Below are 23,123 nucleotides of genomic sequence, written 5' to 3'. Positions count from 1 at the left end.
TGGTAAACCGCACCGGGAATTTTTAAAGATCAAAAAATTTAACAACTTGCCTAAAGAATCCCCCATTTAACAAAAAAGCCCGGTCATTAAGGCCGGGCTTTTTTTTGGAAGTTGTGCCTCAGCAGGCGTTTATGATGCCGAGGAACGAATCAGCTTTCAGGCAGGCACCGCCGACCAGTGCGCCGTCAATATCCTTCTGCGAAAGAAGTTCCTTTGCATTATCAGGTTTAACGCTTCCGCCATACTGAATTATCAGTGCTTCGGCAGCCGCTGTTGAATAGAGGGTGGCTGCGAGTCCGCGAATATAAGCATGCACTTCCTGTGCCTGCTCCGGTGAAGCGGTTTTACCGGTGCCTATTGCCCAGACAGGCTCATAAGCAACAATTACCTTGGCGAGATCCTTTTCACTGATACCTGCTAATCCCTCTTTGACCTGGCGTTTAATAATATCGAACGTAACTCCAGACTCCCGTTCCTGCAGGGTTTCACCAATACAGAAAATCGGAAGCAGACCTGCTTCAAGGGCTTTTTTGATTTTCTGGTTGATAAACTGATCAGACTCTCCGAAAATCGTTCTTCTTTCACTGTGTCCGAGTATAACAAACTCAGCACCCACAGATTTGAGCATCGCGGCTGAAATCTCTCCGGTGAAAGCCCCTGAATTCTCAGGATGCATATTCTGCGCTCCGAGCTTAACGGGACTGTTTTTTAAAAGAGTGGAAGCAGTTTCAAGGGAGGTAAAAGGAGGGCACACAATAACGGTACAGTTCGGATGGTTTGCACCAAGACCTGACTTTATACCTGTAATTAAATCTATGGTGCCGGTTACATCCATGTGCATTTTCCAGTTGCCGGCTATTACTTTAGTTCTCAATTCTGATTTCTCCGGATAGTAATTTTAATAATAAGACAGGTTTAAAATAAAAAAATCGCAGGGTACTCTGCGATTTTCTTATTAAAAGAAAACTCTTTTTACCGGGCTGAGATAGCCTTCTGCTGAACGAGTTTTGCGATTTCGGCGGTACCGTTTTTCTGCAGGGTTTTAATGCCTTTTGCTGTCAGTTTTACGGTTACGAAACGGTTAAGTTCAGAAACCCAGACTCTTTTCTTCTGGAGATTAGGCAGAAATCTTCTTTTGGTCTTATTATGTGCGTGGGAAACATGGTTTCCGTACATCGGAGTTACTCCGGTCAGATCACATTTTCTTGCCATGGTTTCAATCCTTGAGAATTAATTTTTACAGAACACCCAAATTAATATTCAGAGATGAGAATAAAAAGAGAAAAATCGGAAAACCTTTTCGCAAAATGCCTGAAATTCCATTATTTACCTGTTTTACCCTGTTTATCCCCATTTTGTCGCTGGCTTTGAGCATTCCGGGGTTCAAACCAACCCCTGAAAGGGGTAAAATGATATTATTTGAACACCGGAAAGTAAATCCGTGAAATCGTTTGGGAAAGGGGGCTGTTTTCAGGTTAGCGGCTGCTTCCGGCTGTCCCCCGGTGAAACACTCCGGCCAGTCTGAATAAACCAGCGGACCGGCAGAGTTTCATGACTATGAACCCTCGTTTATTTGATACAGAACTCCGGAAAATAGCGGCAGGGAAAAGCCAAAGTCTAACACTCAGCCCTGAAAAACATCTGTTTGCAAAAAACGGTAAAAATCTCCTGCAGCCCATGTGTGATGGAACCGGCTTTTCCGCCTTTTTAGGAATAGAGTTTTGCAATTGTGACAGGAGTTTCTTAGGTTATTATGTTTTACTTTAGAATTTTTAAGATGTGAACAAAAGACTCTTTTAGGCTTAAATGCAGCGGCAAATTGGTCACGTTGAGGATGGTAAAGTAGTTTAGATATTGATTTGCAGTGCAGGTCGGGCGTAACATGATTCTTGTAAGTCCGGAGAGAGTGATCTCCGTGACTTAAATTGGTAATTATTCATCAGAGCGGTTCGACAATGACAAAGCATACAAATTCGGTTACAACTCTTATCCTGATGATATGGATAAGCCTTTCAGTACACAGTTTTCTGTTTGCGCAGAATGACACAATTCCTGATATTTTTCAGCTCAGTCTTTCCGAACTGGGAAATATCGTCATCACCCCTTCTAAATTTCAGCAGAATATCGGTATGGTTACCCAGAAGGTGGATGTGCTTGGCAGTCAGGTGATTCAGGCAACGGTTTCGGGGAACCGAAACCTCACGGAACTGATAAGCCGTCTGCCCGGGGCGGCAGTTATGGTTCTCTCCCGAAATGATGCAAACTGGGGCACCTATGGCGGTATCGGGCCTAAATACAGCACCTATATGCTGAACGGACTCACCATTGATGCGTTTGTTGATCCGATGTCTCTTGACGTAAACGCATTTGAACGAATTGAGGTTCAGAGGGGGCCTGCATCAGTGATGTATCCTAACTTTTTATCTCAGGATTTTGCAGGAAATCAGAGTCCGCTTGCAGGCACGGTAAATCTGATTCTCAGGGAAAAAATTGAGGATGAACTTACCACCGCATCTACTGCGTTCGGTTCATATAATACACTTTCAAATCAGCTTTATCATCAGAACAGCAGCGGCAATCTGAATTATTTTGCCGGCTCCTCCTATGAAGTTTCACAATATACAAACTACGGCGCGCCGGTTTCATGGCTGAACATGAAAAAGAATCCGGAGTACACAAAACAAAAACTGTTTGGCGGAGCAACGCTTTTCTTCGGGGAAGATGAAATACAGAAGCTATCCCTCTTTCTGCATCATACCTGGGATTCAGGTGATAAAGGACGCATCTATCAGGGATTCGCGCACCGGTATCTTACCGTAAACACAAAGTATGAAGTTGCTTTAGCGGAAAATCTTTTGCTGCAGTCTCACCTTGGCGTCCGCTCTTACAGCCGGTCATGGCAGGAGAGTGTATTCGGCATGGTAGACATGTATAACTCAGAGAACGGGGTTGATCAGCTTATTGTTCCTTATGATATATCAATCAGTTATCAGCATCATAAAAATACGGTTCTGAGCGTCGGGTTTGATTATCAGTCAGCCGGATACTCTACGTGGAGTGATCCAAAGTCCGGGTACAGGGTTATCGGCAATAAGTCCTCTTCATTTCAGCAGGGAATATATATACAGGAAGAATGGAATCCATCTGAGGATTTAACTCTCAGGGGCGGCATCAGGTATTCAGAGATCAGCAGTGAATATGCACTTATGAACCGTTTCTCACCTAATCCGGTGGAGCAATCCTGGAAAAAAGTTTTGTGGAGTGCAGGTGTGCGCTACCGGCTGTCAGGAGAAAATGCATTATTTGTAAACGCCGGAAGCAGTTTTGCGGCACCGTCATTAAAATCAATCGCGGGCACTATTCCCGGGGGACTGTCCGGCAGTCTGGGTGTTGACGGGCAGATTCCTAATCCGGGGCTCAAATCAGAAAGCGGTAATAGTTTTGATGCCGGTGCTGAAATGTATATATCCTCCGGATTTAAGCTGGGGGTAAGAGGATTTTACACGATCATCAGGGATGCAATTATTGATAATGTTGTAAGTTTAATGCCCTCACAGACTCAGTCAATGAATACGGATAATTCTCTTGCTGCCGGAGGTGAAGCGGAACTTTTATACAAATTTTCAAAAAATCATAATTGGTTTGCAAATATCACGTATATGAATTCTTCCACCAGCAACCAGTTTGATGCTGATCAGGATGATTCTGATATTCCTTTTACTCCCTCACTTGTCGCAAATCTTGGCGCATCATTTATCTCTCCCTCAGGTTATACGATTATCGGGCACATTAGTTATAATGACGGTTTTTATGACGGCACATCAAAGAAATCCAGAACATTGTATAAGCCGGGAGTAATGGTTAATCTTCATCTGTCCAGATTGTTCATTCTTGAAAACTTTATCAGTCTTGAGCCGTGGCTGCAGTTATATAATATCACCAATAACCGCTTTGAAATGCCGTGGCAGTTCAGAAACACGGGCTTCTCGCTGATGGGCGGAGTTAAGGCAGCATTCAGGTAATGGTATGAATTTATTGACGTTCATTAAAAAATCAAGGGATTCAGCCCTGTTGAACCGGATGCACCTTGTATTCATTATTGCAGTGATCCTTGCCGGTTACGGCTGGAAAACTGAATCACAATCCGACGCGGTTTCCACCGAAAACAAGGTGAAGGCTGCTTATGTCTATAATTTTACACGGTTTGTAAACTGGACAGCTCCTGAATCCGGTCAAAAAAAGGAGACTATCAGAATTGGTATTCTCGGCTCGGAATCAATCGCGGAACTGCTCAGGGAAGCCGCAGCCGCGCAGAATAAAAAGAACGAAATAATTGTACAGAGTCTTGATAACAGCTCCTTCAGTCCGGGTGATTTTGACATTCTGTATATAGACAACACAAAAAAATCAGAACTGAAAAATATCCTTGCCAAAACCAGGGGGCATCAGGTGCTTACGGTAAGTGATTTAGAGCTTTTTGCAAGGATGGGTGGTATCATCGGATTCGTGAAAGAAGATAAGAGGATTAAGATTGAAATTAATCTTGAACTCGCAAAAAAGGAAAAACTTCAGATTAGCGCAAAGCTGATTGAGGTTGCCCGTCTGGTTTCGGGTGAATGAACGTATGAGAAGGCGATTCAGAAATCTTTCGATTAAAACAAAACTTATCGTCATCATTATGACGATAAGCGTGAGCAGTCTTCTTCTGGCCGGCACCGCGCTTGTGGTATATAACAGGTATATTGGCAGGGAAAATCTGATTAATGAGATGAATTCCACAGCCCTTCTGATCGCGGACCGCAGCACGGCGGCAATATCATTTAACGATGCTTTAACGGCTGCTGAGAATCTGGCTGCCCTGAAAATGAAATCCTCCGTGATCAGTGCCTGTATTCTTGATGAAGAAGGAAATCTGATTGCCGGATACCCTGAAGGTGAGGTATCTCAGGAGGAACTGGCCGGCATTACAACCGGAGACTGGCATACCTGGGAAGGGCAGAGGCTTGCCACGATGAAGCCGGTAAAACTTGAAAATGCCGTCATTGGTTATGTATATATTATTGTCAGTCTGTCAGAGTACGCGGCACAGCAGTATAATATTCTGATCATTGTTCTTGCCTCGATACTCTTCGCCTCACTGATCGCGCTTGTTCTTGCGCTAAGACTGCATAATGTGCTGACAGGGCCTATCCTTAATCTCACGGAAACAGCAAAAGACATTTCCAAAAGAGCGGACTATTCCCTCAGGGCAGTTGAATCATCCACGGATGAAATAGGGGAAATGGTACATTCCTTTAACGAAATGCTGGATGTGATAAATAATCAGAACAAGGAAAGAAGAAAACTGATTAATGATCTTAAGGAAAGCAAGTCAATCATTAATACGATTCTTGATACCATCCCGCAAGCAATTTTCTGGAAAGATAAAGAAGGATATTATCTCGGCTGCAATAAGTCATTTGCCAGACTTGCGGGTATTGAATCAGAAGATACCATAATTGGTAAAACCGCCTACGATATACCATGGGTAAATGACGGTTATAAAGATCTGCTGAACTCTGATATATCCGTTGCACTTACCTCACAGACGAGTCATCATGAAGTGAGGAAATTTGTGGATACAGACGGCAGCATTATCTGGCTTGATGCTAAAACTATTCCTCTTCGGGATACCGGGGGAGTGGTGATAATGACTCTGGAAATTCTTGAAGATATTACCGAGAGAAAAATCAGTGAGGAGAAGCTGGAGCATTACCGTAACCATCTTGAGGATTTGGTTCAGCAGAGAACCGCGGAACTGGAAAAAGAAAAAGAGCGGGCAGAATCAGCCGACCGGCTTAAGTCAGCTTTTCTAGCCACCATGTCTCATGAACTTCGTACCCCTTTGAACTCAATTATTGGATTTACCGGAATTCTGATGCAGGAGCGCCCCGGTCCTCTTAACCCCGAGCAGAAGAAGCAGCTTGGCATGGCTCAGGGGAGCGCGCGGCACCTTCTTTCACTGATTAATGATGTGCTTGATATATCAAAAATTGAAGCCGGCCAGCTCAATGTTCATCCGGAAAAATTCTCACTGCCTGAAGTAATTCAGAAAGTGGTTGAGCATACCAGGCCTATGGCGCAGAAAAAGAATCTGGCTGTTTACGTTGAGATACAGGAGGGGCTGGACGGTGTTTTCAGTGATAAACTGCGGATTCAGCAGATATTGATTAATCTTGTAAGCAACGCCATTAAATTTACCGATGAGGGGAGTGTAACTATCACTGCCCGGGAAGATGAAAAATTTGTGCGCGTAAGCGTGAAGGATACCGGTATCGGGATTGAAGAATCTAAAATCGGGCAGCTGTTTAAACCATTTATCCAGATAGATACCGGCCTGACCCGTAAGCATGAAGGAACAGGGCTCGGGCTTTCCATCTGCCGCAAACTCCTGACATTGCTCGGCGGTACCATCACTGCTGAGTCTTCATTTGGTCAGGGCAGTACGTTTAGTTTTACCATTCCCGTTAGTGAAGGTTAGTAAATGAATAGAAAAATTGTCATCATTGAGGATAATGAGCAGAATATGTATATGCTCACCTATCTGCTTGAAAGCAACAGTTATGAAGTGCATCAGTGTTATTCAGGAGCGGAAGGAATTGTCCTCGCGGGAGAAGTTATTCCGGCCGCCATTTTACTGGATATACAATTGCCGGAAATGGATGGTCACGCGGTTGCCAGAAAACTGAGAGAGAACACAAAACTTGATAAGGTGCCCATTATCGCGGTCACCTCATATGCTATGGTAGGAGACAGGGAAAAAGTAATGGAATCAGGCGCTGATGGATATATTGAAAAACCCATTGATCCGGATACTTTTATAATTCAGATGGAAGCAATTATTTCGGAGAAAGCAAAAAAATGACGCGCATTCTGATTGTGGATGATAACCAGGATAATCTCTACCTTCTTGAGTCATTATTCGACCCTCAACTATATACGATTGACCAGGCAAAAAACGGCCGTGAAGCATTCGAACGGGCAAAGTCGGTAACACCAGAGCTGATAATCTCGGATATATTAATGCCGGTTATGGATGGCTACACACTTTGTATTGAGTGCAAAAAGGACAGTACGTTAAAAAAAGTTCCGTTCATTTTTTACACTGCTACCTATACCGACCCGAAAGATGAAGAATTTGCGCTTCATCTTGGTGCTTCCCGTTTTGTTCTTAAGCCGCAGGAGCCTGATGTTTTTCTGGAGATTATTCAGGGGGTTCTCAAGGAAGTTCAGGATAAAACACATGTTCAGCAGGAAGCGCCGGTTGTCCCCGAAAAAATTGTACTCAAGGAGTATAATCAGACGCTTATCAGAAAGCTCGAAGAAAAAATGCTGCAGGCAGAAAAAGCCGAAGCAGAACTAAGGGAGTATACCAAAGCGCTTGAAAATGAAATCAGTGAACGGAAAAGAATAGAAAGAATACTGCGGGAGAGTGAAAACCGCTTCCGTTCCTTATATAACGACGCTGTGGTTGGTTTGTACAGAACTTCACCCAAAGGTGATATCCTCCTTGCCAACAGAACCCTGGTAACCATGCTGGGTTTCACATCGTTTGAAGAACTTGCTTCGCGTAATTTGCAGGATTCAGGATTCTCTGATCAGACAGCGCGGGCATTTTTCAAGAAGGAAATTGAAGAAAAAGGGGAAGTGAAAGAGTTCGAAGCGCAATGGAAAACAAAGGAGGGGAAGACAGTTCATGTAAGAGAAAGCGCCAAGGCAATCAGGAATGAAAAGGGAGAGATAATCTTTTATGACGGAATAGTAGAGGATATAACCTACCGGAAAATAATGGAACAGGCGCTCACTGAAAGCAGGACCCAGTTCGACACACTCGCGCTTGCCTCACCGGTTGGTATCTTCAAAACTGATCCTGATGGGTTTACTACGTATGTTAACATCAAATGGTGTGAGCTTGCAGGTATTACACCGGATGAAGCAATGGGAGACGGATGGCTGACAGCAGTACATCCGGATGACAGAGAAAGAATTCAGAAAAAGTGGAAACGGGACAGCACGATAAAAACCAATTCTGAGGCTGAGTACCGGTTTGTCCGTCAGGACGGAAGCGTGGTCTGGGTGATAGGGTTTGCCGTACCTGAAATGATTGAAGGGAGGATTGCCGGATATATAGGCACGATAACCGATGTAACAGAACTGAAACAGACGGAATTAAAACTTCGTCAGTTAAATTGTGCCGTGGAACAAAGCCCCGTGCATGTAATGATTACAGATACAGACGGAATTATTCAATATGTTAATCCGAAGTTTGAAGAAGTAACCGGATATACGAAGGAAGATGTAATCGGCAGGAATCCACGTTTCCTCAAATCAGGCCTTACAAAGCCAGAAAATTATAAAGTGCTGTGGCAGACTATAAAACAGGGTAATACCTGGAAAGGTGAATTCTGCAATAAAAAGAAAAATGGTGAACTTTACTGGGAGTCGGCAGTGATATCTCCTATCCTGGGGGATGATGGAGAAATTATCCAGTTCCTTGCAGTGAAGGAGGATATATCTAAGAGGAAAGAGTATGAGCGGGAACTTATTATCGCAAAAGAAAAAGCAGAGGAGATGAATCATCTTAAGACCAGTTTTCTTGCCAACATGAGCCATGAATTGCGCACACCGCTGATTTCTATATTGGGGTATTCAGAGCTTCTTATTGATTCAGATATTGATGAGATGCTCAGGGATATGGCATTGGGAATAAAGAAAGGAGGAGACCGTCTTCTTACAACGTTTAACAATCTGCTTCATTTCTCAAAAATTGAAAGCGAAAATATAAAGCCTAACCTCGGACTGGTGGATGTTAATATTGTACTGGATGAAACTGTAAGAAACTTCAGAAAAGACTGCACGGAAAAGGGTATTGACCTTATTACTGATTACAGTCCAGACACCTTAACCGGGTACCTTGATGTGGTTCTGTTAAAGGAAATATTCAGCAACCTGATATCTAACGCGGTTAAATTTACTGAACATGGTTATATAAGACTTCAAACCTCTGAAGAGTCCGGAAAAATTGTTATAAGAATTATTGATACCGGTATTGGTATTTCTGATGAACACAAAAGCGTCATCTTTGAGGAATTCAGACAGGCCAGTGAAGGTCTAGGCCGGTATTACGAAGGCACCGGGCTTGGTCTGACCATAACCAACCGTTTTGTTAAAATACTCGGCGGTGAAATTTTTCTTGAAAGTCAGCTTGAAAAAGGCTCCATATTCACTCTGGTGTTTTCCGGTATTCCCGGCTCATCAGGCGGAGAAGGAGAAAAGAATATATCTGAAAAGCCGGTACTCAAAAAACTGCTTTACATTGAAGATGACCGTGCAACAATAAGAGTAATCACGGAATTTCTGAAAGGTATCTGCCACGTTGACAGTGCGGTAAATGCAAAAGAAGGTATAGCAAAACTGGAGGCTGAGAAGTATGACCTCTTCTTACTGGATATTAATCTGGGAGTGGGGATGAACGGAAAATTGGTTGCTGCTCACATAAAGTCTCTGCCCCAGTATAAGAACACTCCCGTAATAGCTGTTACCGCCTATGCAATGCATGGTGACAGAGAAGAATTTCTGGCCGCCGGCTGTTCAGATTATATTTCGAAACCTTTCAGCCGCAAAGAACTTATCGCTAAGATAAAAGAGTCAGTAGAACTAAATTTCTGAAAACAGCGGGTAGGAGCGTTTCTTTTTAATATCCCGGCCTTCTCCGGATAAAAACAGTTGGTAACTGAATTTGAGTTGTTCCGGTTAAAGATTCCGGGGGGTTCTCCAGTGTTCCTCTAGGGGACGCTTCGCCCTGAACCGGCTGTAAAATGCTGCTTTTAGAGGGTTTTTTCGGCTCAGGTCGTAAAAAAAGCAGCTTTTATTGGGATTTTACGTCAGGGGTTTGATTCCTGAAATTCAACAATTTTTCACGGAATAAACCCTATAATTAAGCGGGACCAAAGGAGCGGGGAAAACCTTCCTGAAATCAAATTTATTGACTGAGAGATGCCTTTTCCCTATATTTGGAGTCTATCTTTTTTTATTGGTGGAGTGGCTCTCATGAAGTATGATTTTAAAGTCTTTGCGGGCTCCTCTAACCCTGAGTTAGCCCAGAAAATTGCTGAATCCATAGGAATGGAACTTGGTTCCGTTGAACTGAAAAGGTTCAGTGATAAGGAGATATGGGTAAAATTCGGTGAAAATATTCGCGGATCAGAGATTTTTATTATCCAGTCCACGAATACTCCGGCAGAAAACCTGCTGGAACTGCTGATTATGATTGACGCGGCCAAACGTGCATCAGCCAAGCGCATTACTGCTGTAATACCCTATTTTGGATATGCCCGGCAGGACAGAAAAGATCAGCCCAGGGTGGCTATTACGGCCAAACTTATTGCAAACCTGATCACCACCGCAGGTGCTGACAGGGTTGTTACCATGGATTTGCATGCATCGCAGATTCAGGGTTTCTTTGATATTCCGTTCGATCATTTGTACGGTTCATCGTTCTTCGCCAACCGTCTGAAAGAATTAAGTGATAATATCGCTGTGGTTTCACCCGATGTTGGCGGCATTAAAATTGCCAGATCTTACGCCCGGCGGCTTAATGCCGGACTGGTGGTGATTGACAAGCGCAGACCGGTTCAGAATGTTGCCGAAGTGGTTAACATTATCGGCGATGTTGAAGGAAAAGATGTTCTTCTTGTTGATGACCTGATAGATACCGCGGGTACTTTTGTTGCGGCTATTCAGGCTCTTAAAGACCGGGGAGCCAATGATATTTACGGAGCAGTTACCCATGCAATTTTATCCGGACCGGCAATTGAGCGGATAAGAAACAGCGGGATTAAGAAATTATTCATTTCGGATTCTATCCGGCATGATACAGAACATGAACTGGATGACAGATTCCAGGTGGTTTCAGCGGCTGAGTTATTCGCTGAAGCAATTATCAGAACTTATAAAAATGAATCAATCAGTTCGCTGTTTGATGTAGATAAAGGTTAAAAGGAGAAATAGTTAACGATGGAAAAAGTAACACTGAATGCACGTCTGCGCAAAAATCTGGCGAAGTCTGCAAACAACGAGCTGAGAAGACTCGGAAAGGTTCCGGGCATCTACTACTCAAAGAAAGATGCGCCTGTTGCAATAGAAGTTGCAAATAACGACCTGACCCCGCTTGTATTTACCGGCGAAGCTCACGTTGTTGCGCTTGATATTGAGGGCGGCTCAAAGCATGACTGCATTCTGAAAGATGTACAGTTTGATCCCGTTACCGACCGTATTGTCCATTTCGATCTTCTCGGTCTGGTTGCCGGCGCTAAAATAAGCGTTGAGGTTCCTGTACACTTTACCGGCACTTCAGCCGGTGTCCGCGCAGGCGGTATTATTCAGGAGTTCATTCACAAACTCAATATTTCAGTAAACTCAGACAATATTCCTGAGTTCATCAATATAGATGTCAGCGATCTGAAAATGGGCCGTTCCATTCATGTCCGTGATCTGAATATTGAGGGTGTAACATTCAATCATCCGGCTGATACAGTTCTTGTAGCAGTTACCCCTCCTCGCGGTGAAGCCACTGCAGCCGAAGGCACTGAAGAAAGAACTGAACCTGAAGTTATTACCAAAGGTAAAGACAAAGACGAATAATTTTTGAGAGCTCTTGTCGGATTAGGGAATCCGGGAAAGAAGTATGAGAAGACCCGGCATAATGCCGGGTCTCTTTTTCTTGATCACTTCCTTTCTGATGTAAAAAAATACGGCAGCGGCAAAAACTCAGAATATACATACTACACCGGCAGGGGGGCTGAATCGGAATTCGTGATTATCAGGCCGGAGACCTATATGAATCATTCAGGTTACGCAGTAATACGTGCGATGGATGAATTCAGTCTTCAGCCGGAAGATTTACTTGTCATCTATGATGACATGGATCTTCCCGCGGGCGAATACCGGATAAAAGCCGGCGGAGGGGACGGCGGTCATAACGGCATTAAATCAATTACTGCCTGCATTGGAACCAGAGATTACCCTCGCCTTCGCCTGGGTATTGGTAAACCGGCAGCAGGCGAGCAGGTTCACGATTTTGTTCTGTCTCCTTTCACTCCTGAGGAATCAGAGAAGTTGAAAGGGATTTTTATTTTTTGCTCAGGATTAGCTCAGGAATTTCTGGATCATGGGATCCGGGGTGCTCTGAATCTTAATAGTAAACTTAATAATCAACAAAAAAAGTTATCCGCTCAGGCGGATAATCCAAACACAAAACAAGATTCTAAAAAGGAATCAGGAGACATTTAATGGAAAATAGCTTTCTTTTAAATCCGGTGTTCGGACTGCTTGCTTTGCTCTATACCTGGTATAAATTCAACTGGGTGTCAAAGCAGGATCCGGGAACTGAAAGAATGCAGAAAATTGCAGGTCACATCGCCGAGGGGGCAATGGCTTTCCTGAAGGCAGAATACAAAGTTTTAATATGGTTTGTTATTGCAGTTGCACTCCTTCTCGGGTTTAGCGCAAGCAATGAAAACTCTCACTGGTTGATTGCTGTATCTTTTGTTACGGGTGCTTTCTCTTCCGCGCTTGCCGGGTTTATCGGAATGAAAGCTGCTACCAAGGCAAATGTAAGAACCACAAACGCAGCCCGTAAAGGAATGGCTGAAGCGCTTAATATCGCGTTCTCCGGCGGCTCCATTATGGGTCTCGGTGTTGTAGGTCTTGGTATCCTCGGCCTTGGCACTCTCTTATTTGTCTATTCTCAGGTTTTTGGATTTGGTGACGAAGCAACTGTAAATCGTGTGCTTACCATCATCACCGGTTTTTCATTCGGTGCTTCATCCATTGCACTGTTTGCAAGAGTGGGCGGCGGTATATATACCAAAGCAGCTGATGTGGGCGCTGACCTTGTTGGTAAAGTTGAAGCCGGCATTCCTGAAGATCATCCTCTTAACCCCGCTACCATTGCTGATAACGTTGGTGATAACGTAGGTGATGTTGCAGGTATGGGTGCTGACCTTTTTGAGTCTTATGTGGGAGCTATCATCGGTACCATGGTGCTCGGTGCGGCATTTATGTCTCTTCCTGAATTTCAGTCAGACGGCTACGGCGGTCTTTCAGGTGTTATGCTTCCGATTATTATATCATCTGTAGGTATCATAGTTTCTATTATCGGAACATTCTTTGTAAGAACAAAAGAGGGGGGCAATCCGCAGGTTGCGCTGAATATTGGTGAGTTCGGTTCATCAGCAATCATGATCGGTGCGCTTTACTTTATTATCACGAATGTTCTTCCTGAAACCTGGACATTTGTTGATCCATTATATGCTTCAGATGGTCCAAAGGTGTTTACCGCAACCGGAATTTTCATTGCAACAGCAGTGGGTCTGCTTGCCGGTGTTCTCATAGGTGTTATTACAGAACATTACACCGGTTCAGGCAAAGGTCCTGTTAAAATGATTGCCGCTCAGTCGGTAACCGGTACCGCAACAAATATTATTGCAGGGCTCAGCGTTGGTATGATTTCAACTGCACTGCCAGTGCTTATCATCGCCGCAGCAATTATTGTTGCATTTAATTTTGGCGGTCTTTATGGTATCGCGATTTCAGCAGTTGGTATGCTGTCCAATCTTGGTATTCAGCTTGCAGTAGATGCTTACGGACCTATTTCAGATAATGCAGGCGGTATTGCTGAAATGTCAGAACTTCCAAAAGAAGTGCGTAACAGAACGGATAAATTGGATGCGGTGGGAAATACTACCGCTGCAATCGGTAAAGGATTTGCAATCGGCTCAGCAGCACTCACCGCATTAGCTCTGTTTGGAGCATTCATGCATGCTGCCGACCTTAAGGCAATTGATATTTCCAAGGCAACAGTTATGGGCGGACTGCTCGTAGGTGCGATGATTCCGTTCTTCTTTTCAGCACTTGCCATGCAGGCAGTAGGTAAAGCCGCAATGGCGATGATTGAAGAAGTAAGAAGACAGTTCAAGAGCATTCCTGAACTTGCTGCCGCACTTGACGTGATGAGAAAAAATGAAGGCAAGGATAAAGATCAGTGGTCACAGGAAGACCGTGATACTTTTGATAAAGCCGATGGTAAAGCAAAGTATGGCGAATGCGTGGAAATCTCAACTACCTCGGCTATCCGCCAGATGGTGGTTCCGGGACTTCTTGCAGTAGTTGCTCCTGTTGTTGTCGGTTTTGGCGGCGGCAAGGAAATGCTTGGCGGTCTTATCGCGGGTGTAACCGTATCAGGCGTTCTCATGGCTATCTTCCAGGCAAATGCCGGCGGAGCATGGGATAACGCAAAGAAAATGTTTGAAGAAGGCGTTGAAGTGAACGGCGTTAAATATTACAAAGGCTCAGATGCACATAAAGCAGCCGTAGTCGGCGATACCGTTGGTGATCCGTTTAAGGATACATCAGGTCCGTCACTGAACATTCTGCTTAAGCTGATGTCTGTTGTAGCGCTTGTGCTTGCACCGCTAATCAGATAAGAAGATTAAATTTCTAACTAACTATATATAAACCCTGCTCTTCTGTAACCGGAAGGGCCTAAATGTCCGAAGGGATAAAAAACATGAGAATCCATCAGTATGAGAGCACCATTATTGTTAATGCTGCTCTTGAAGATGATCAGATTGAAGCTCTTGTTACGAAAGTAAAAGACTTCATCGAGAATCACGGCGGAACAATCGTAGATCTGGACCGCTGGGGCCGTAAAAGACTGGCCTATCAGATCAACAAAAGCAAAATCGGTTATTACGCTGTTTACAGATTCAGCGCTCCGACAGAGCTGATTTCACAACTGGAAAGACTGTATCGTCTTGATGAGCAGATCATCCGCTTCCTTACTGTTAAGCTCGATAAGTTCGCTATCGCGTATCTTGATGAAGCACAGACAAGAAGAGCTCAGGATGCAGCAGCAGCTGTAAGCCAGGCAGATGCCGTAGCTGAGCCGGAAACAGCGGTTGAAGAAGTATCCGCTCCGGAAGCATCAGCAGAAGAGAAACCTTCAGCTGAATAAGCATATTTCATTTCAGAATCGAATGAACGGAGTGTGAACCATGGCTGATCTGAAAATGCCCGAGATCAACTACGTCATCATGGCAGGCAACCTTACTAAGGATCCCATGTATCGCAGCACAACAAACGGAACTCCCGTTGTCAATTTTACCATTGCCTCGAACCGCAAGTTCAAGGATAGTGGCAATCAATGGCAGGAAGATGTCTGCTTTGTAGGGGTTGTTGCATGGAATAAGCTTGCTGAAAGCTGCAGAGACCGTCTGAGAAAGGGTTCTGCAATCCTTGTTGATGGAGAACTGCAAAGCCGTTCCTGGAAAGCAGATGACGGTTCGAGCAGATCAATCGTAGAAATAAAAGCACGACGCATTCAGTTCCTTAACCGTAAAGTTAAAAACGGCGAGGGTGATTGCGTATGTGATGAAGACAGCGGCGTTTTTATTGATGAAGATGCTGTTCAGGATTTCACCGAAGATTCATTCGATAAATTCCTCACCAGTGAGGAATCAGCTTTATTGAATAACAAGAAAATTTAGGAGTAAAAACCATGATTATGAAAACAAAGAAAAACTGCCGCTTTACCGAAGCGAAGGTGCAGTATATAGATTACAAAGATGTAAAACTGCTCCAGAAGTTCGTCGGAGAACAGGGAAAAATCATCCCGAAGAGAATAACCGGCACCAAGGCGATCTATCACAGAGAATTAACCACGGCCATCAAACGCGCACGCCACCTGGCTTTGCTTCCGTTTGTTGCTGATACCGTAAGATAAGCGAGGAAAACAATGAAAGTTATATTAAGAGCAAACGTTGAAAAACTCGGTAAAATCGGTGAAACCATTGAGGTAAAAGAAGGTTATGCAATGAATTATCTCATCCCGAGAAATTATGCATATCCGGCTCTTCCCGGCAAAATGAAGGCACTGGCTGATGAAAAGAAAATCTATGACAAGCGCCTGCAGAAAGAAGTAAATGCCGCTCAGAAAATTGCTTCTGAACTCGAAAAAGTTCAGATCAGCATTCCTGTTCAGGTTGGTGAAGAAGATAAAATCTTCGGATCAGTTACTTCACAGATGATCGGCGATGCACTCAAGGAAAAAGGTTATGATCTTGACAAAAGAAAGATCGAACTTGATGAACCGATTAAGACACTCGGTATCTTTGATGTTAACGTCCGCTTGCACTCACACGTATCTGCAAAGATTAAAGTCTGGGTTGTTCGCGAATAATCACCAGATTTGTGATTATAATAAGCCGGATATGCAAATATCCGGCTTTTTTATTTTAAAGAGACTGTTTGTCACCCGCGTTGTAACTACCCCGGAGTATCTTATCAGCGCATCGCCTGAGTGAACGGGGAAGACCGGCCTGATTATCATTCACGGCAAGCATTTTGAGCTCAGGTATGAGTTCAGGATACTCCTGAGCAATTTTAGCCATCAGCTTGAAAGCATTGTATCGCAAGGAGAGAGTGCGGGATGGATCATTCCACAAGGTAGTGCAATAATCAAAAAGCTGTGAGGTAATGTCATCCGGCAGATTCATCTTTTGCAGGATGATGATCAGTTCCCGCTGATGGCTTTCATTCCGTTCAGGGAGAATAGCAGCTATTTTTTGAAGATGCTTTCGTAACCTTTTATCATCTGTTTCCATTACGCTCCAGAGAAGCCATGCAGCCCGCCATGAATAGCGCGGTTCATCCGTGAGAGCGAGTTTGATCAAATCAGGATATACCGCAGGGGTGCTATTGATATATGAAATCATTCCCCCTTTATTTAAGTTGAGCAATACCTGCCGCAGATCAGAGATCATTTTTAGAATAGTTTTTTATCAACATGCGACTCCTCCGGAGTCGGAGGACAAGAAAAATTCATAATTCATACTTCACAATTCATAATTCTTTTTGACTCCTCCGGAGTCGTAAGATCGGAAAATTCATACTATATAATTCATACTTCATAATTGTACTACAGTTTATTTAGACCGCCGAGAATTTTATCTGCGTGACTGAGAATTGAAGTCCGTTCTGATTTATCCATCCTGTCAAACGTTTTATATACCATACCGATTCTCGGATTCTTTTCAAGTTTCACCCTGTTCCTTGCATGAAAATACCAGTAGAGGGAGTTAAACGGACATGCCTTTTCACCGTATTTTATATTTTTGCTGTAAAAGCAGGACTGGCAGTAATTGCTCATTCTGCCAATATATTGTCCGCTTGAAACATACGGCTTAGTGGCTACCAGTCCGCCATCGGCAAACTGGCTCATGCCCCGGGTGTTGGGCATCTCAACCCACTCAATCGCGTCAATGTATATACCAAGGTACCATTCATCCACTTTGTCCGGATGAATTCCTGCAAGAAGCGCAAAATTGCCGGTTATCATCAGCCGCTGTATATGATGAGCATAGGCATGTTCAAGAGACTGTTTTATAGTTACCGAAAGACAGTTCATTCTTGTTTCGCCTGTCCAGTAAAATGCAGGCAGAACCTCAGTATGATTAAAAAAATTCATTTTGCCGTATTTGGGCATTTGTGCCCAGTAAACACCGCGCATATATTCGCGCCACCCCAGAATCTGCCGGATAAAACCTTCAACCGCGGGCAGGGGGATTTTCTTCTTGTGTGCTTTCCAGTAGTTTACTGTTTTATGTACCACTTCATCAGGCGAGAGCATCTTTGTGTTAAGGGAGAAAGAAAGCCGGCTGTGGAACAGGCTCCAGTCCCTCTCTGACATTGCATCCTGGAAAAGTCCGAAGTGCGGGAGCAGATATTCAAGAAAAAAGTCAAGCAGCGCGAGTGACTCTTCCCTAGAGACCGGCCAGTGAAACCGTTCATGATTTGAATTCCCGATTGACTCAACGCCGGAATAATTGATGGTTGACCAGAGGCGGGAAAGATCTTTTTCAAACACCAGCGGTGCAACTTTTTTATACTCTTTTGGCAGCGGTGCCCGGTTCTCCTTATCAAAATTCCATTCACCGCCGGAAGGATCTTCTCCTTCCATCAGTATATAATGCTTTCTGCGCATCATGCGGTAAAAACTTTCCATAAGGTATGTTTTCTTTCCCGTAAAAAACTCTGCCACTTCTTCTCTTGTTGTAAAGAAATGTTCCGAGGTGAACATGGTTACCGGAGTCCCGAGTGTTTTTGAAGCAGAGGCAAGCATTTTATCAAGCCGGTATTCATCAGGTTCCAGATATTCAATAGCAGTAATCTTATACTGCCTGATCAGGAATAAAAGATTTTTCTTTAAGTCCTGTGTGTTATTGGGGTCGTCAATGGCGATATAGTGGGTGCGGTGTCCTTTTTTTCTGAGCCAGCGGTCAAAATGACGCATCGCAGCAAAAAAACCAAGTATCTTCTGGGCATGGTGGCGGACGTAATCAGTCTCCTGCCTTATCTCCATCAGGGAATAGAGAACATTGTTGTCGGGTTTATTAAACCATGGGTGCTCATAATTGAGCTGGTCACCAAGAATCAGGCGCAGAATCACAGGAATACCCTTTCAGTTAAGAATTTTATCCTGGTTTAACCTGAAAAGTAAACAACACTTCGGATAAAGTAAACAAGAATCGTACTATATGCAGTCTTTCTGATGACGATTATCATTTTATTTTTTTTCTTTGCGCTTTTCCCTTGACTCTTAGTCAGGAATTGACAAAATTACCCGGTAAATAATTGTAACCTGTTTCATAACATTAATCAGAGGTCGCAATGGAATACTACGAACTGCATGCCGAAACACCACAACTGCGTTTTATTAACAAAGCCATCGAAGTGCTCAAAAACGGCGGGATAATTATTTATCCCACTGACACCGTGTATGGAATTGGCTGTGACATTTTTAACAAGGAGGCGCTTGACCGGATATTTTCTCTTAAAGCTGATGCATCATCAAAACTGCTCAGTTTTGTCTGCCCTGACCTGAAGGATATTTCATCCTACGCCAAGGTATCAGATTATGCCTACAAAACAATGAAAAAGCTGCTTCCCGGACCCTACACCTTCATTCTGCCGGCTTCAAAGGAAGTGCCTAAAAAACTCTGGAGCAAGCGTAAAACAGTCGGAATCAGGGTTCCAAATCATGCCATAGCATTAACCATGGTTAAAGAACTCGGAAATCCTATCATCAGTTCAAGTGTAACCAACCGGGCAGGCGAAGTTCTGACCGACCCGCTCGAGATAAAAACTCTCTTCAGCGGTTCGGTTGACCTGATGCTCTCTGCCGGTCATCTTTCCGGAGTCCCTTCGTCAGTAATTGATCTCAGTTCAGATATTCCTGAAATTATCAGGACCGGGGCGGGAGATGTCAGTCTGTTTGTCGCATAACTGAATCTTACATAATTCAGCTATAACCCGCCGGAAATCACATCCGGCGGGTTTTTTATTCCTGTTTTGCGGTTCTATTTTTACACAGGTATTTGGCAGAACCGGCAATACCGGTAAATTGCAGCAGGGGATTTCACTATTTAACAAAATCCTGCTTATAATTCACTTTACTGCATGGAAGTAAAAAAAAACGATAATAAACGTACAGTCCTGCGTGTCAGGGTAAAAAAAGACAAATTATCCGGACAGGAAAAAATAACCGGTGAGGTTGAATACCACCGCGATTTTCCCTCGGCGTTTTTGCCGCTTAAGCGGGATATTATCGTATGGCTGCCCCCATCCTACCGGAAAGATATCAAGAAATACTATCCTGTGCTTTATATGCATGACGGACAGAATATCATGGACCCCAAAACCGCATACGTTGGTGTGGACTGGAGAGTTGATGAAACACTCACCTCACTCATAAAAAAGGGGCTCATGAAGGAAATCATTGTAGTAGGCATTAACAATACCAGCGACCGGCTTGATGAGTATAGTGACCGGGAAAAGGGAAAAGCTTACCGGAAGTTTATAACGCAGGAACTTAAACAGTTTATTGATGCCCGGTACCGTACTCTCACGTCCCGCGAACATACAGCTATTATGGGCTCATCCATGGGAGGGCTTTGCTCACTGCTGACCGTTTGGGAGAGTTCCGAAATTTTTATGAAAGCGGCCTGCCTCTCAAGCTCATTTTATTTTGATCATCAGAGGGTTTTCAGGATTATTGAGGACTACTTCGGCCATAAGAAGGATATCCGTATATACATAGACAGCGGTGAGGATGGCAGGCGAGATGCTCAGAAGATGTTCTGCCTTCTGGGAATGAAAGGATTTCAGATCGGGGAGGATATGGACTACTTTTATGATCCCGGGGCTCAGCATACAGAGAGCGCTTGGGCAAGCCGGCTTGAAAGGCCGCTCCGTTTTTTATTCGGAAAGTAGAGCCGGATTGCGGTAAAAGGCACTGCGCCCTTTTACCAGAAATAAGTGCCACCCTTTTTCTGTGAGTATCCGGTTTGCCTCACTGATTTCCTCGGGTGTGTGTGTTTCCATAATGATATATCTGCACTTTGAGAGAATTTCGTCAGCTCCTCTGAGTGCAATCGCTCCGTAGCCCTCAATATCAATCTTCATCAGATGTATCTCTGCAAGTGAATGGGCCGATAAAAGATTGTCAAGAGTATCTGCCTGCACAGTTCTTTTGATTTTTCCTTCAGACGAGAAAACAGAATTTGAACCCTCCAGCGGATCATCGTACTGTATATCAAAACTCTGACGGCTGTCTGAAATAGCAGATGGTATGCCCGTCCAGTTAAAGGTGCCGGGTATTGTCCGCAGTCTTTCTTCAGTGAATGCCAGACTTTCCGGAATCATATCAATTCCGTAAACGGAAGCATTTTTGTTCAGGGAAAACCACCACCGTGCCGTCATCCCAAGATTAATGCCAAGATCCACAATAACCGGGCGGGGGATGCGCTTTACGCATTCCTCTATTTCATCGCACCGCAGTTCTTTTCCGATGATATTGTCGTATATACTAAGGAATTCATTGTATAATTCTATTCTTCCGAAAGGAGGAAGATATACACCAAAAGGTACACGCTTAAAAATGCACACCACCGCGGCAAGATATTTGCCCTTCAGTCCGAACAGAGAAAATGCCCGTACGGCCTCAAATGGAAACAGAAGTAAGGTTGTAATATATTCGCGGGTTGTGGATTTCATGTTCAGATAATAAACTTAGATAACTTTTATCAGAGCATATAAAGAAAGGCGGGAGACCTTCCGGCCTCCCGCTCATTTCATTAAATGCTTCTCAGCCGTTCTTCGTAAGCATCCAGTTCGGTAACCATTTCCGCGGGAAGCTTATCACCAAAGATTTTGAAGTATTCGCGGATATCATCAACCTCCGCAAGAGCTTTATTAAGATCAACTTCAAAAAGCTTTTTCATATCATCGCGGGTGATGGAAAGACCGCTCAGATCAATAGCATCTTCGGTGGGAACAATGCCAATTGCGGAGTCTTTTGCATCACCGCCTCCTTCAAGGCGTTCGAAGATCCATTTCAGCACACGGATGTTATCACCAAAACCCGGCCAGATGAATTTTCCGTTTTCATCTTTACGGAACCAGTTGACGGAATAGATTTTCGGGAGTTTTGATGCATCCGCGTTGTTACCGATATTCAGCCAGTGCTGGAAATAATCACCCATATGGTAACCGCAGAAAGGAAGCATGGCAAAAGGATCATGGCGAAGCTGCCCCTGACCGCCGACCGCAGCAGCAGTCATTTCGGAAGAGATGGTCGCCCCCATATAGGTTCCATGCTGCCAGTCGCGCGCCTCAGCAACAAGCGGAATTACCGATGCTCGTCTTCCCCCGAAAAGAATTGCATCAATGGGTACTCCTTCCGGATCTTCCCACTTAGGGTCAATAGCCGGGCACTGATACGCTGGCGCTGTAAACCGGGAGTTCGGATGGGCTGCTGCCCTGCCTGATTCCGGAGTCCATTCTTTTCTGAGCCAGTCAATCAGTTTTGCGGGTTTGTCTTCGGTCAGACCTTCCCACCAGACATCGTAATCTTCAGTGAGCGCAACATTAGTAAAAATTGATTTCTTTGTGGCTGAAAGTAAAGCGTTTGGATTCGTCTTCATCGAAGTTCCCGGAGCTACTCCGAAGAATCCTGCCTCGGGGTTAATAGCATAAAGGCGGCCATCTTTGCCAAATTTCATCCAGGCGATATCATCACCCACCGTTTCAACCTTCCAGCCGGGTATGGTAGGTGTAAGCATGGCAAGATTTGTTTTGCCGCAGGCGCTCGGGAAAGCGGCCGCGATATATCTCTTATGACCCTCGGGATTGGTTACACCAACGATTAGCATATGCTCAGCCATCCACCCCTCATCACGCGCCATTGCCGAAGCGATACGAAGCGCAAAGCACTTCTTGCCGAGCAGGGCATTGCCCCCGTAGCCGCTTCCGAAGGACATGATTGAACGTTCTTCAGGGAAGTGTACGATGTATTTTGTTTTATTGCAGGGCCAGGGAACGTCGGCCTGATTTGGAGCGAGGGGCACTCCTACTGAGTGAATTCCTTTTACAAATTCTCCGTCGCCTAAAACATCTAAAACCTTCTGCCCCATACGGGTCATCAGATTCATATTTACCACAACGTACGGTGAATCGGTGAGTTCGATTCCGATATGGGAGATATTGCTGCCGAGCGGGCCCATGCTGTAGGGAATAACATACATGGTTCTTCCTTTCATACAGCCGGTGAAAAGACCTTTGAGTGTTTCTTTCATCACTGCAGGGTCTTCCCAATTGTTAGTGGGTCCTGCATCTTCTTTTTTTGCTGAACAGATGTACGTTCTGTCCTCAACTCTGGCTACATCCGAGGGGTCTGAGGTACAGAAATAACTATCGGGGCGCTTTGATTCATTAAGTCTGATGAACGCTCCTTTGCGGACCAGGAGATCCGCCATAGCATTAAACTCATCTTCAGTTCCGTTGCACCAGTAAACAGAATCGGGCTGACAGAGTGAGGCCATTTCCTCCACCCAGGCCAGCAATTTTTTATTGTTGGTCATTGTAATCCTAATATTTCTGATGTGTGTTAGTTAGTTTGGAGTGAAATACAAGCCGAAAGACGGGAATATTCCACAATATATTAACACAAACTTACGAAAAGGGGC

General features: G+C 44.3%; 21 protein-coding genes. 15 read left to right on the top strand and 6 right to left on the bottom strand.

Translation table 11 applies throughout. The annotated features are described in order from the left end of the window. Positions 1-118: 118 nt before the first annotated feature. Complete coding sequence (locus HRU80_14975; GenBank protein QOJ30099.1) at positions 119-874, bottom strand: triose-phosphate isomerase; 756 nt, start codon at positions 872-874, stop codon at positions 119-121. Positions 875-972: 98 nt separating this feature from the next. Then, on the bottom strand, positions 973-1,212 hold the full coding sequence (rpmB, locus tag HRU80_14970; protein ID QOJ30098.1) for a 50S ribosomal protein L28: 240 nt from the start codon (positions 1,210-1,212) through the stop codon (positions 973-975). Between the two features lie 743 nt (positions 1,213-1,955). On the opposite strand from rpmB, the gene HRU80_14965 reads away from it, so the two are divergent. From HRU80_14965 to HRU80_14905, 13 genes are all read left to right on the top strand, one after another. Next, positions 1,956-4,022 carry a TonB-dependent receptor gene (locus HRU80_14965; GenBank protein ID QOJ30097.1) on the top strand — a complete coding sequence of 689 codons (2,067 nt, stop codon included), beginning with the start codon at positions 1,956-1,958 and terminating at the stop codon, positions 4,020-4,022. Between the two features lie 4 nt (positions 4,023-4,026). Next, positions 4,027-4,620, top strand: coding sequence for a YfiR family protein (locus HRU80_14960; GenBank protein ID QOJ30096.1), 594 nt, complete (start codon positions 4,027-4,029; stop codon positions 4,618-4,620). A 4-nt stretch (positions 4,621-4,624) separates the two neighbouring features. Continuing rightward, entirely contained in the window at positions 4,625-6,520 is a 1,896-nt protein-coding gene (locus HRU80_14955; GenBank protein QOJ30095.1) for a PAS domain S-box protein, read from the top strand. Between the two features lie 3 nt (positions 6,521-6,523). Next, a complete protein-coding gene (locus HRU80_14950; GenBank protein QOJ30094.1) occupies positions 6,524-6,904 on the top strand; it encodes a response regulator in 381 nt (126 codons plus the stop codon). Further along, on the top strand, positions 6,901-9,708 hold the full coding sequence (locus HRU80_14945) for a PAS domain S-box protein (GenBank protein ID QOJ30093.1): 2,808 nt from the start codon (positions 6,901-6,903) through the stop codon (positions 9,706-9,708). The genes HRU80_14950 and HRU80_14945 overlap by 4 nt, the downstream gene beginning before the upstream one ends. Positions 9,709-10,089: 381 nt before the next feature. Then, a complete protein-coding gene (locus HRU80_14940; protein ID QOJ30092.1) occupies positions 10,090-11,037 on the top strand; it encodes a ribose-phosphate pyrophosphokinase in 948 nt (315 codons plus the stop codon). A gap of 18 nt (positions 11,038-11,055) precedes the next feature. Beyond that, positions 11,056-11,682 carry a 50S ribosomal protein L25 gene (locus HRU80_14935; protein QOJ30091.1) on the top strand — a complete coding sequence of 209 codons (627 nt, stop codon included), beginning with the start codon at positions 11,056-11,058 and terminating at the stop codon, positions 11,680-11,682. A gap of 3 nt (positions 11,683-11,685) precedes the next feature. Further along, the gene (locus HRU80_14930) at positions 11,686-12,330 is read left to right on the top strand and encodes an aminoacyl-tRNA hydrolase (protein ID QOJ30090.1); all 645 of its coding nucleotides are present in this window, start codon (positions 11,686-11,688) and stop codon (positions 12,328-12,330) included. Continuing rightward, positions 12,330-14,525 (top strand): sodium-translocating pyrophosphatase, encoded by a 2,196-nt coding sequence (locus tag HRU80_14925; GenBank protein ID QOJ30089.1) that lies wholly within the window; start codon positions 12,330-12,332, stop codon positions 14,523-14,525. Before HRU80_14930 ends, HRU80_14925 begins: the two co-directional genes overlap by 1 nt. An 83-nt stretch (positions 14,526-14,608) precedes the next feature. Continuing rightward, complete coding sequence (rpsF, locus tag HRU80_14920) at positions 14,609-15,055, top strand: 30S ribosomal protein S6 (protein ID QOJ30574.1); 447 nt, start codon at positions 14,609-14,611, stop codon at positions 15,053-15,055. A 40-nt stretch (positions 15,056-15,095) separates the two neighbouring features. Further along, positions 15,096-15,587 carry a single-stranded DNA-binding protein gene (locus HRU80_14915; protein QOJ30088.1) on the top strand — a complete coding sequence of 164 codons (492 nt, stop codon included), beginning with the start codon at positions 15,096-15,098 and terminating at the stop codon, positions 15,585-15,587. A gap of 11 nt (positions 15,588-15,598) precedes the next feature. Continuing rightward, a complete protein-coding gene (gene rpsR, locus HRU80_14910; GenBank protein ID QOJ30087.1) occupies positions 15,599-15,823 on the top strand; it encodes a 30S ribosomal protein S18 in 225 nt (74 codons plus the stop codon). Positions 15,824-15,835: 12 nt separating this feature from the next. Beyond that, positions 15,836-16,279, top strand: a complete 444-nt coding sequence (locus tag HRU80_14905) for a 50S ribosomal protein L9 (protein QOJ30086.1) — start codon at positions 15,836-15,838, stop codon at positions 16,277-16,279. A gap of 55 nt (positions 16,280-16,334) precedes the next feature. Here HRU80_14905 and HRU80_14900 read toward each other — a convergent pair whose 3' ends face one another. Then, the gene (locus HRU80_14900; protein ID QOJ30085.1) at positions 16,335-16,814 is read right to left on the bottom strand and encodes a hypothetical protein; all 480 of its coding nucleotides are present in this window, start codon (positions 16,812-16,814) and stop codon (positions 16,335-16,337) included. A 203-nt stretch (positions 16,815-17,017) separates the two neighbouring features. After that, on the bottom strand, positions 17,018-18,553 hold the full coding sequence (locus HRU80_14895) for a cryptochrome/photolyase family protein (GenBank protein ID QOJ30573.1): 1,536 nt from the start codon (positions 18,551-18,553) through the stop codon (positions 17,018-17,020). Between the two features lie 215 nt (positions 18,554-18,768). On the opposite strand from HRU80_14895, the gene HRU80_14890 reads away from it, so the two are divergent. Beyond that, positions 18,769-19,383, top strand: a complete 615-nt coding sequence (locus HRU80_14890; GenBank protein ID QOJ30084.1) for a threonylcarbamoyl-AMP synthase — start codon at positions 18,769-18,771, stop codon at positions 19,381-19,383. A 174-nt stretch (positions 19,384-19,557) separates the two neighbouring features. Continuing rightward, a complete protein-coding gene (locus HRU80_14885; GenBank protein QOJ30083.1) occupies positions 19,558-20,370 on the top strand; it encodes an alpha/beta hydrolase in 813 nt (270 codons plus the stop codon). Here HRU80_14885 and HRU80_14880 read toward each other — a convergent pair. Together HRU80_14880 and HRU80_14875 are read right to left on the bottom strand one after the other, a co-directional pair. After that, positions 20,356-21,153 (bottom strand): FkbM family methyltransferase, encoded by a 798-nt coding sequence (locus tag HRU80_14880; GenBank protein ID QOJ30082.1) that lies wholly within the window; start codon positions 21,151-21,153, stop codon positions 20,356-20,358. The two genes, HRU80_14885 and HRU80_14880, sit on opposite strands and share 15 nt — an antisense overlap. Positions 21,154-21,233: 80 nt before the next feature. Then, positions 21,234-23,018, bottom strand: a complete 1,785-nt coding sequence (locus HRU80_14875) for a phosphoenolpyruvate carboxykinase (GTP) (GenBank protein ID QOJ30081.1) — start codon at positions 23,016-23,018, stop codon at positions 21,234-21,236. Positions 23,019-23,123 lie beyond the last annotated feature (105 nt).

The sequence above is a fragment of the Ignavibacteriales bacterium genome (assembly GCA_015709675.1).
Taxonomy (GTDB): Bacteria; Bacteroidota; Ignavibacteria; order Ignavibacteriales; family Ignavibacteriaceae; genus H2-BAC3.
This window is presented reverse-complemented; position numbering and strand designations above follow the sequence as displayed.

Excerpts from the sequence above, each read along its gene's own strand:
- HRU80_14885 (QOJ30083.1), top strand. The coding sequence starts at position 19,558 with ATGGAAGTAAAAAAAAACGATAATAAACGTACAGTCCTGCGTGTCAGG.
- HRU80_14935 (QOJ30091.1), top strand. The coding sequence starts at position 11,056 with ATGGAAAAAGTAACACTGAATGCACGTCTGCGCAAAAATCTGGCGAAG.
- rpmB (QOJ30098.1), bottom strand. The coding sequence starts at position 1,212 with ATGGCAAGAAAATGTGATCTGACCGGAGTAACTCCGATGTACGGAAAC.
- HRU80_14965 (QOJ30097.1), top strand. The coding sequence starts at position 1,956 with ATGACAAAGCATACAAATTCGGTTACAACTCTTATCCTGATGATATGG.
- HRU80_14940 (QOJ30092.1), top strand. The coding sequence starts at position 10,090 with ATGAAGTATGATTTTAAAGTCTTTGCGGGCTCCTCTAACCCTGAGTTA.
- HRU80_14905 (QOJ30086.1), top strand. The coding sequence starts at position 15,836 with ATGAAAGTTATATTAAGAGCAAACGTTGAAAAACTCGGTAAAATCGGT.
- HRU80_14955 (QOJ30095.1), top strand. The coding sequence starts at position 4,625 with ATGAGAAGGCGATTCAGAAATCTTTCGATTAAAACAAAACTTATCGTC.
- HRU80_14925 (QOJ30089.1), top strand. The coding sequence starts at position 12,330 with ATGGAAAATAGCTTTCTTTTAAATCCGGTGTTCGGACTGCTTGCTTTG.
- HRU80_14915 (QOJ30088.1), top strand. The coding sequence starts at position 15,096 with ATGGCTGATCTGAAAATGCCCGAGATCAACTACGTCATCATGGCAGGC.
- HRU80_14960 (QOJ30096.1), top strand. The coding sequence starts at position 4,027 with ATGAATTTATTGACGTTCATTAAAAAATCAAGGGATTCAGCCCTGTTG.
- HRU80_14890 (QOJ30084.1), top strand. The coding sequence starts at position 18,769 with ATGGAATACTACGAACTGCATGCCGAAACACCACAACTGCGTTTTATT.
- HRU80_14875 (QOJ30081.1), bottom strand. The coding sequence starts at position 23,018 with ATGACCAACAATAAAAAATTGCTGGCCTGGGTGGAGGAAATGGCCTCA.
- HRU80_14950 (QOJ30094.1), top strand. The coding sequence starts at position 6,524 with ATGAATAGAAAAATTGTCATCATTGAGGATAATGAGCAGAATATGTAT.
- HRU80_14880 (QOJ30082.1), bottom strand. The coding sequence starts at position 21,153 with ATGAAATCCACAACCCGCGAATATATTACAACCTTACTTCTGTTTCCA.
- HRU80_14945 (QOJ30093.1), top strand. The coding sequence starts at position 6,901 with ATGACGCGCATTCTGATTGTGGATGATAACCAGGATAATCTCTACCTT.
- rpsF (QOJ30574.1), top strand. The coding sequence starts at position 14,609 with ATGAGAATCCATCAGTATGAGAGCACCATTATTGTTAATGCTGCTCTT.
- rpsR (QOJ30087.1), top strand. The coding sequence starts at position 15,599 with ATGATTATGAAAACAAAGAAAAACTGCCGCTTTACCGAAGCGAAGGTG.
- HRU80_14900 (QOJ30085.1), bottom strand. The coding sequence starts at position 16,814 with ATGATTTCATATATCAATAGCACCCCTGCGGTATATCCTGATTTGATC.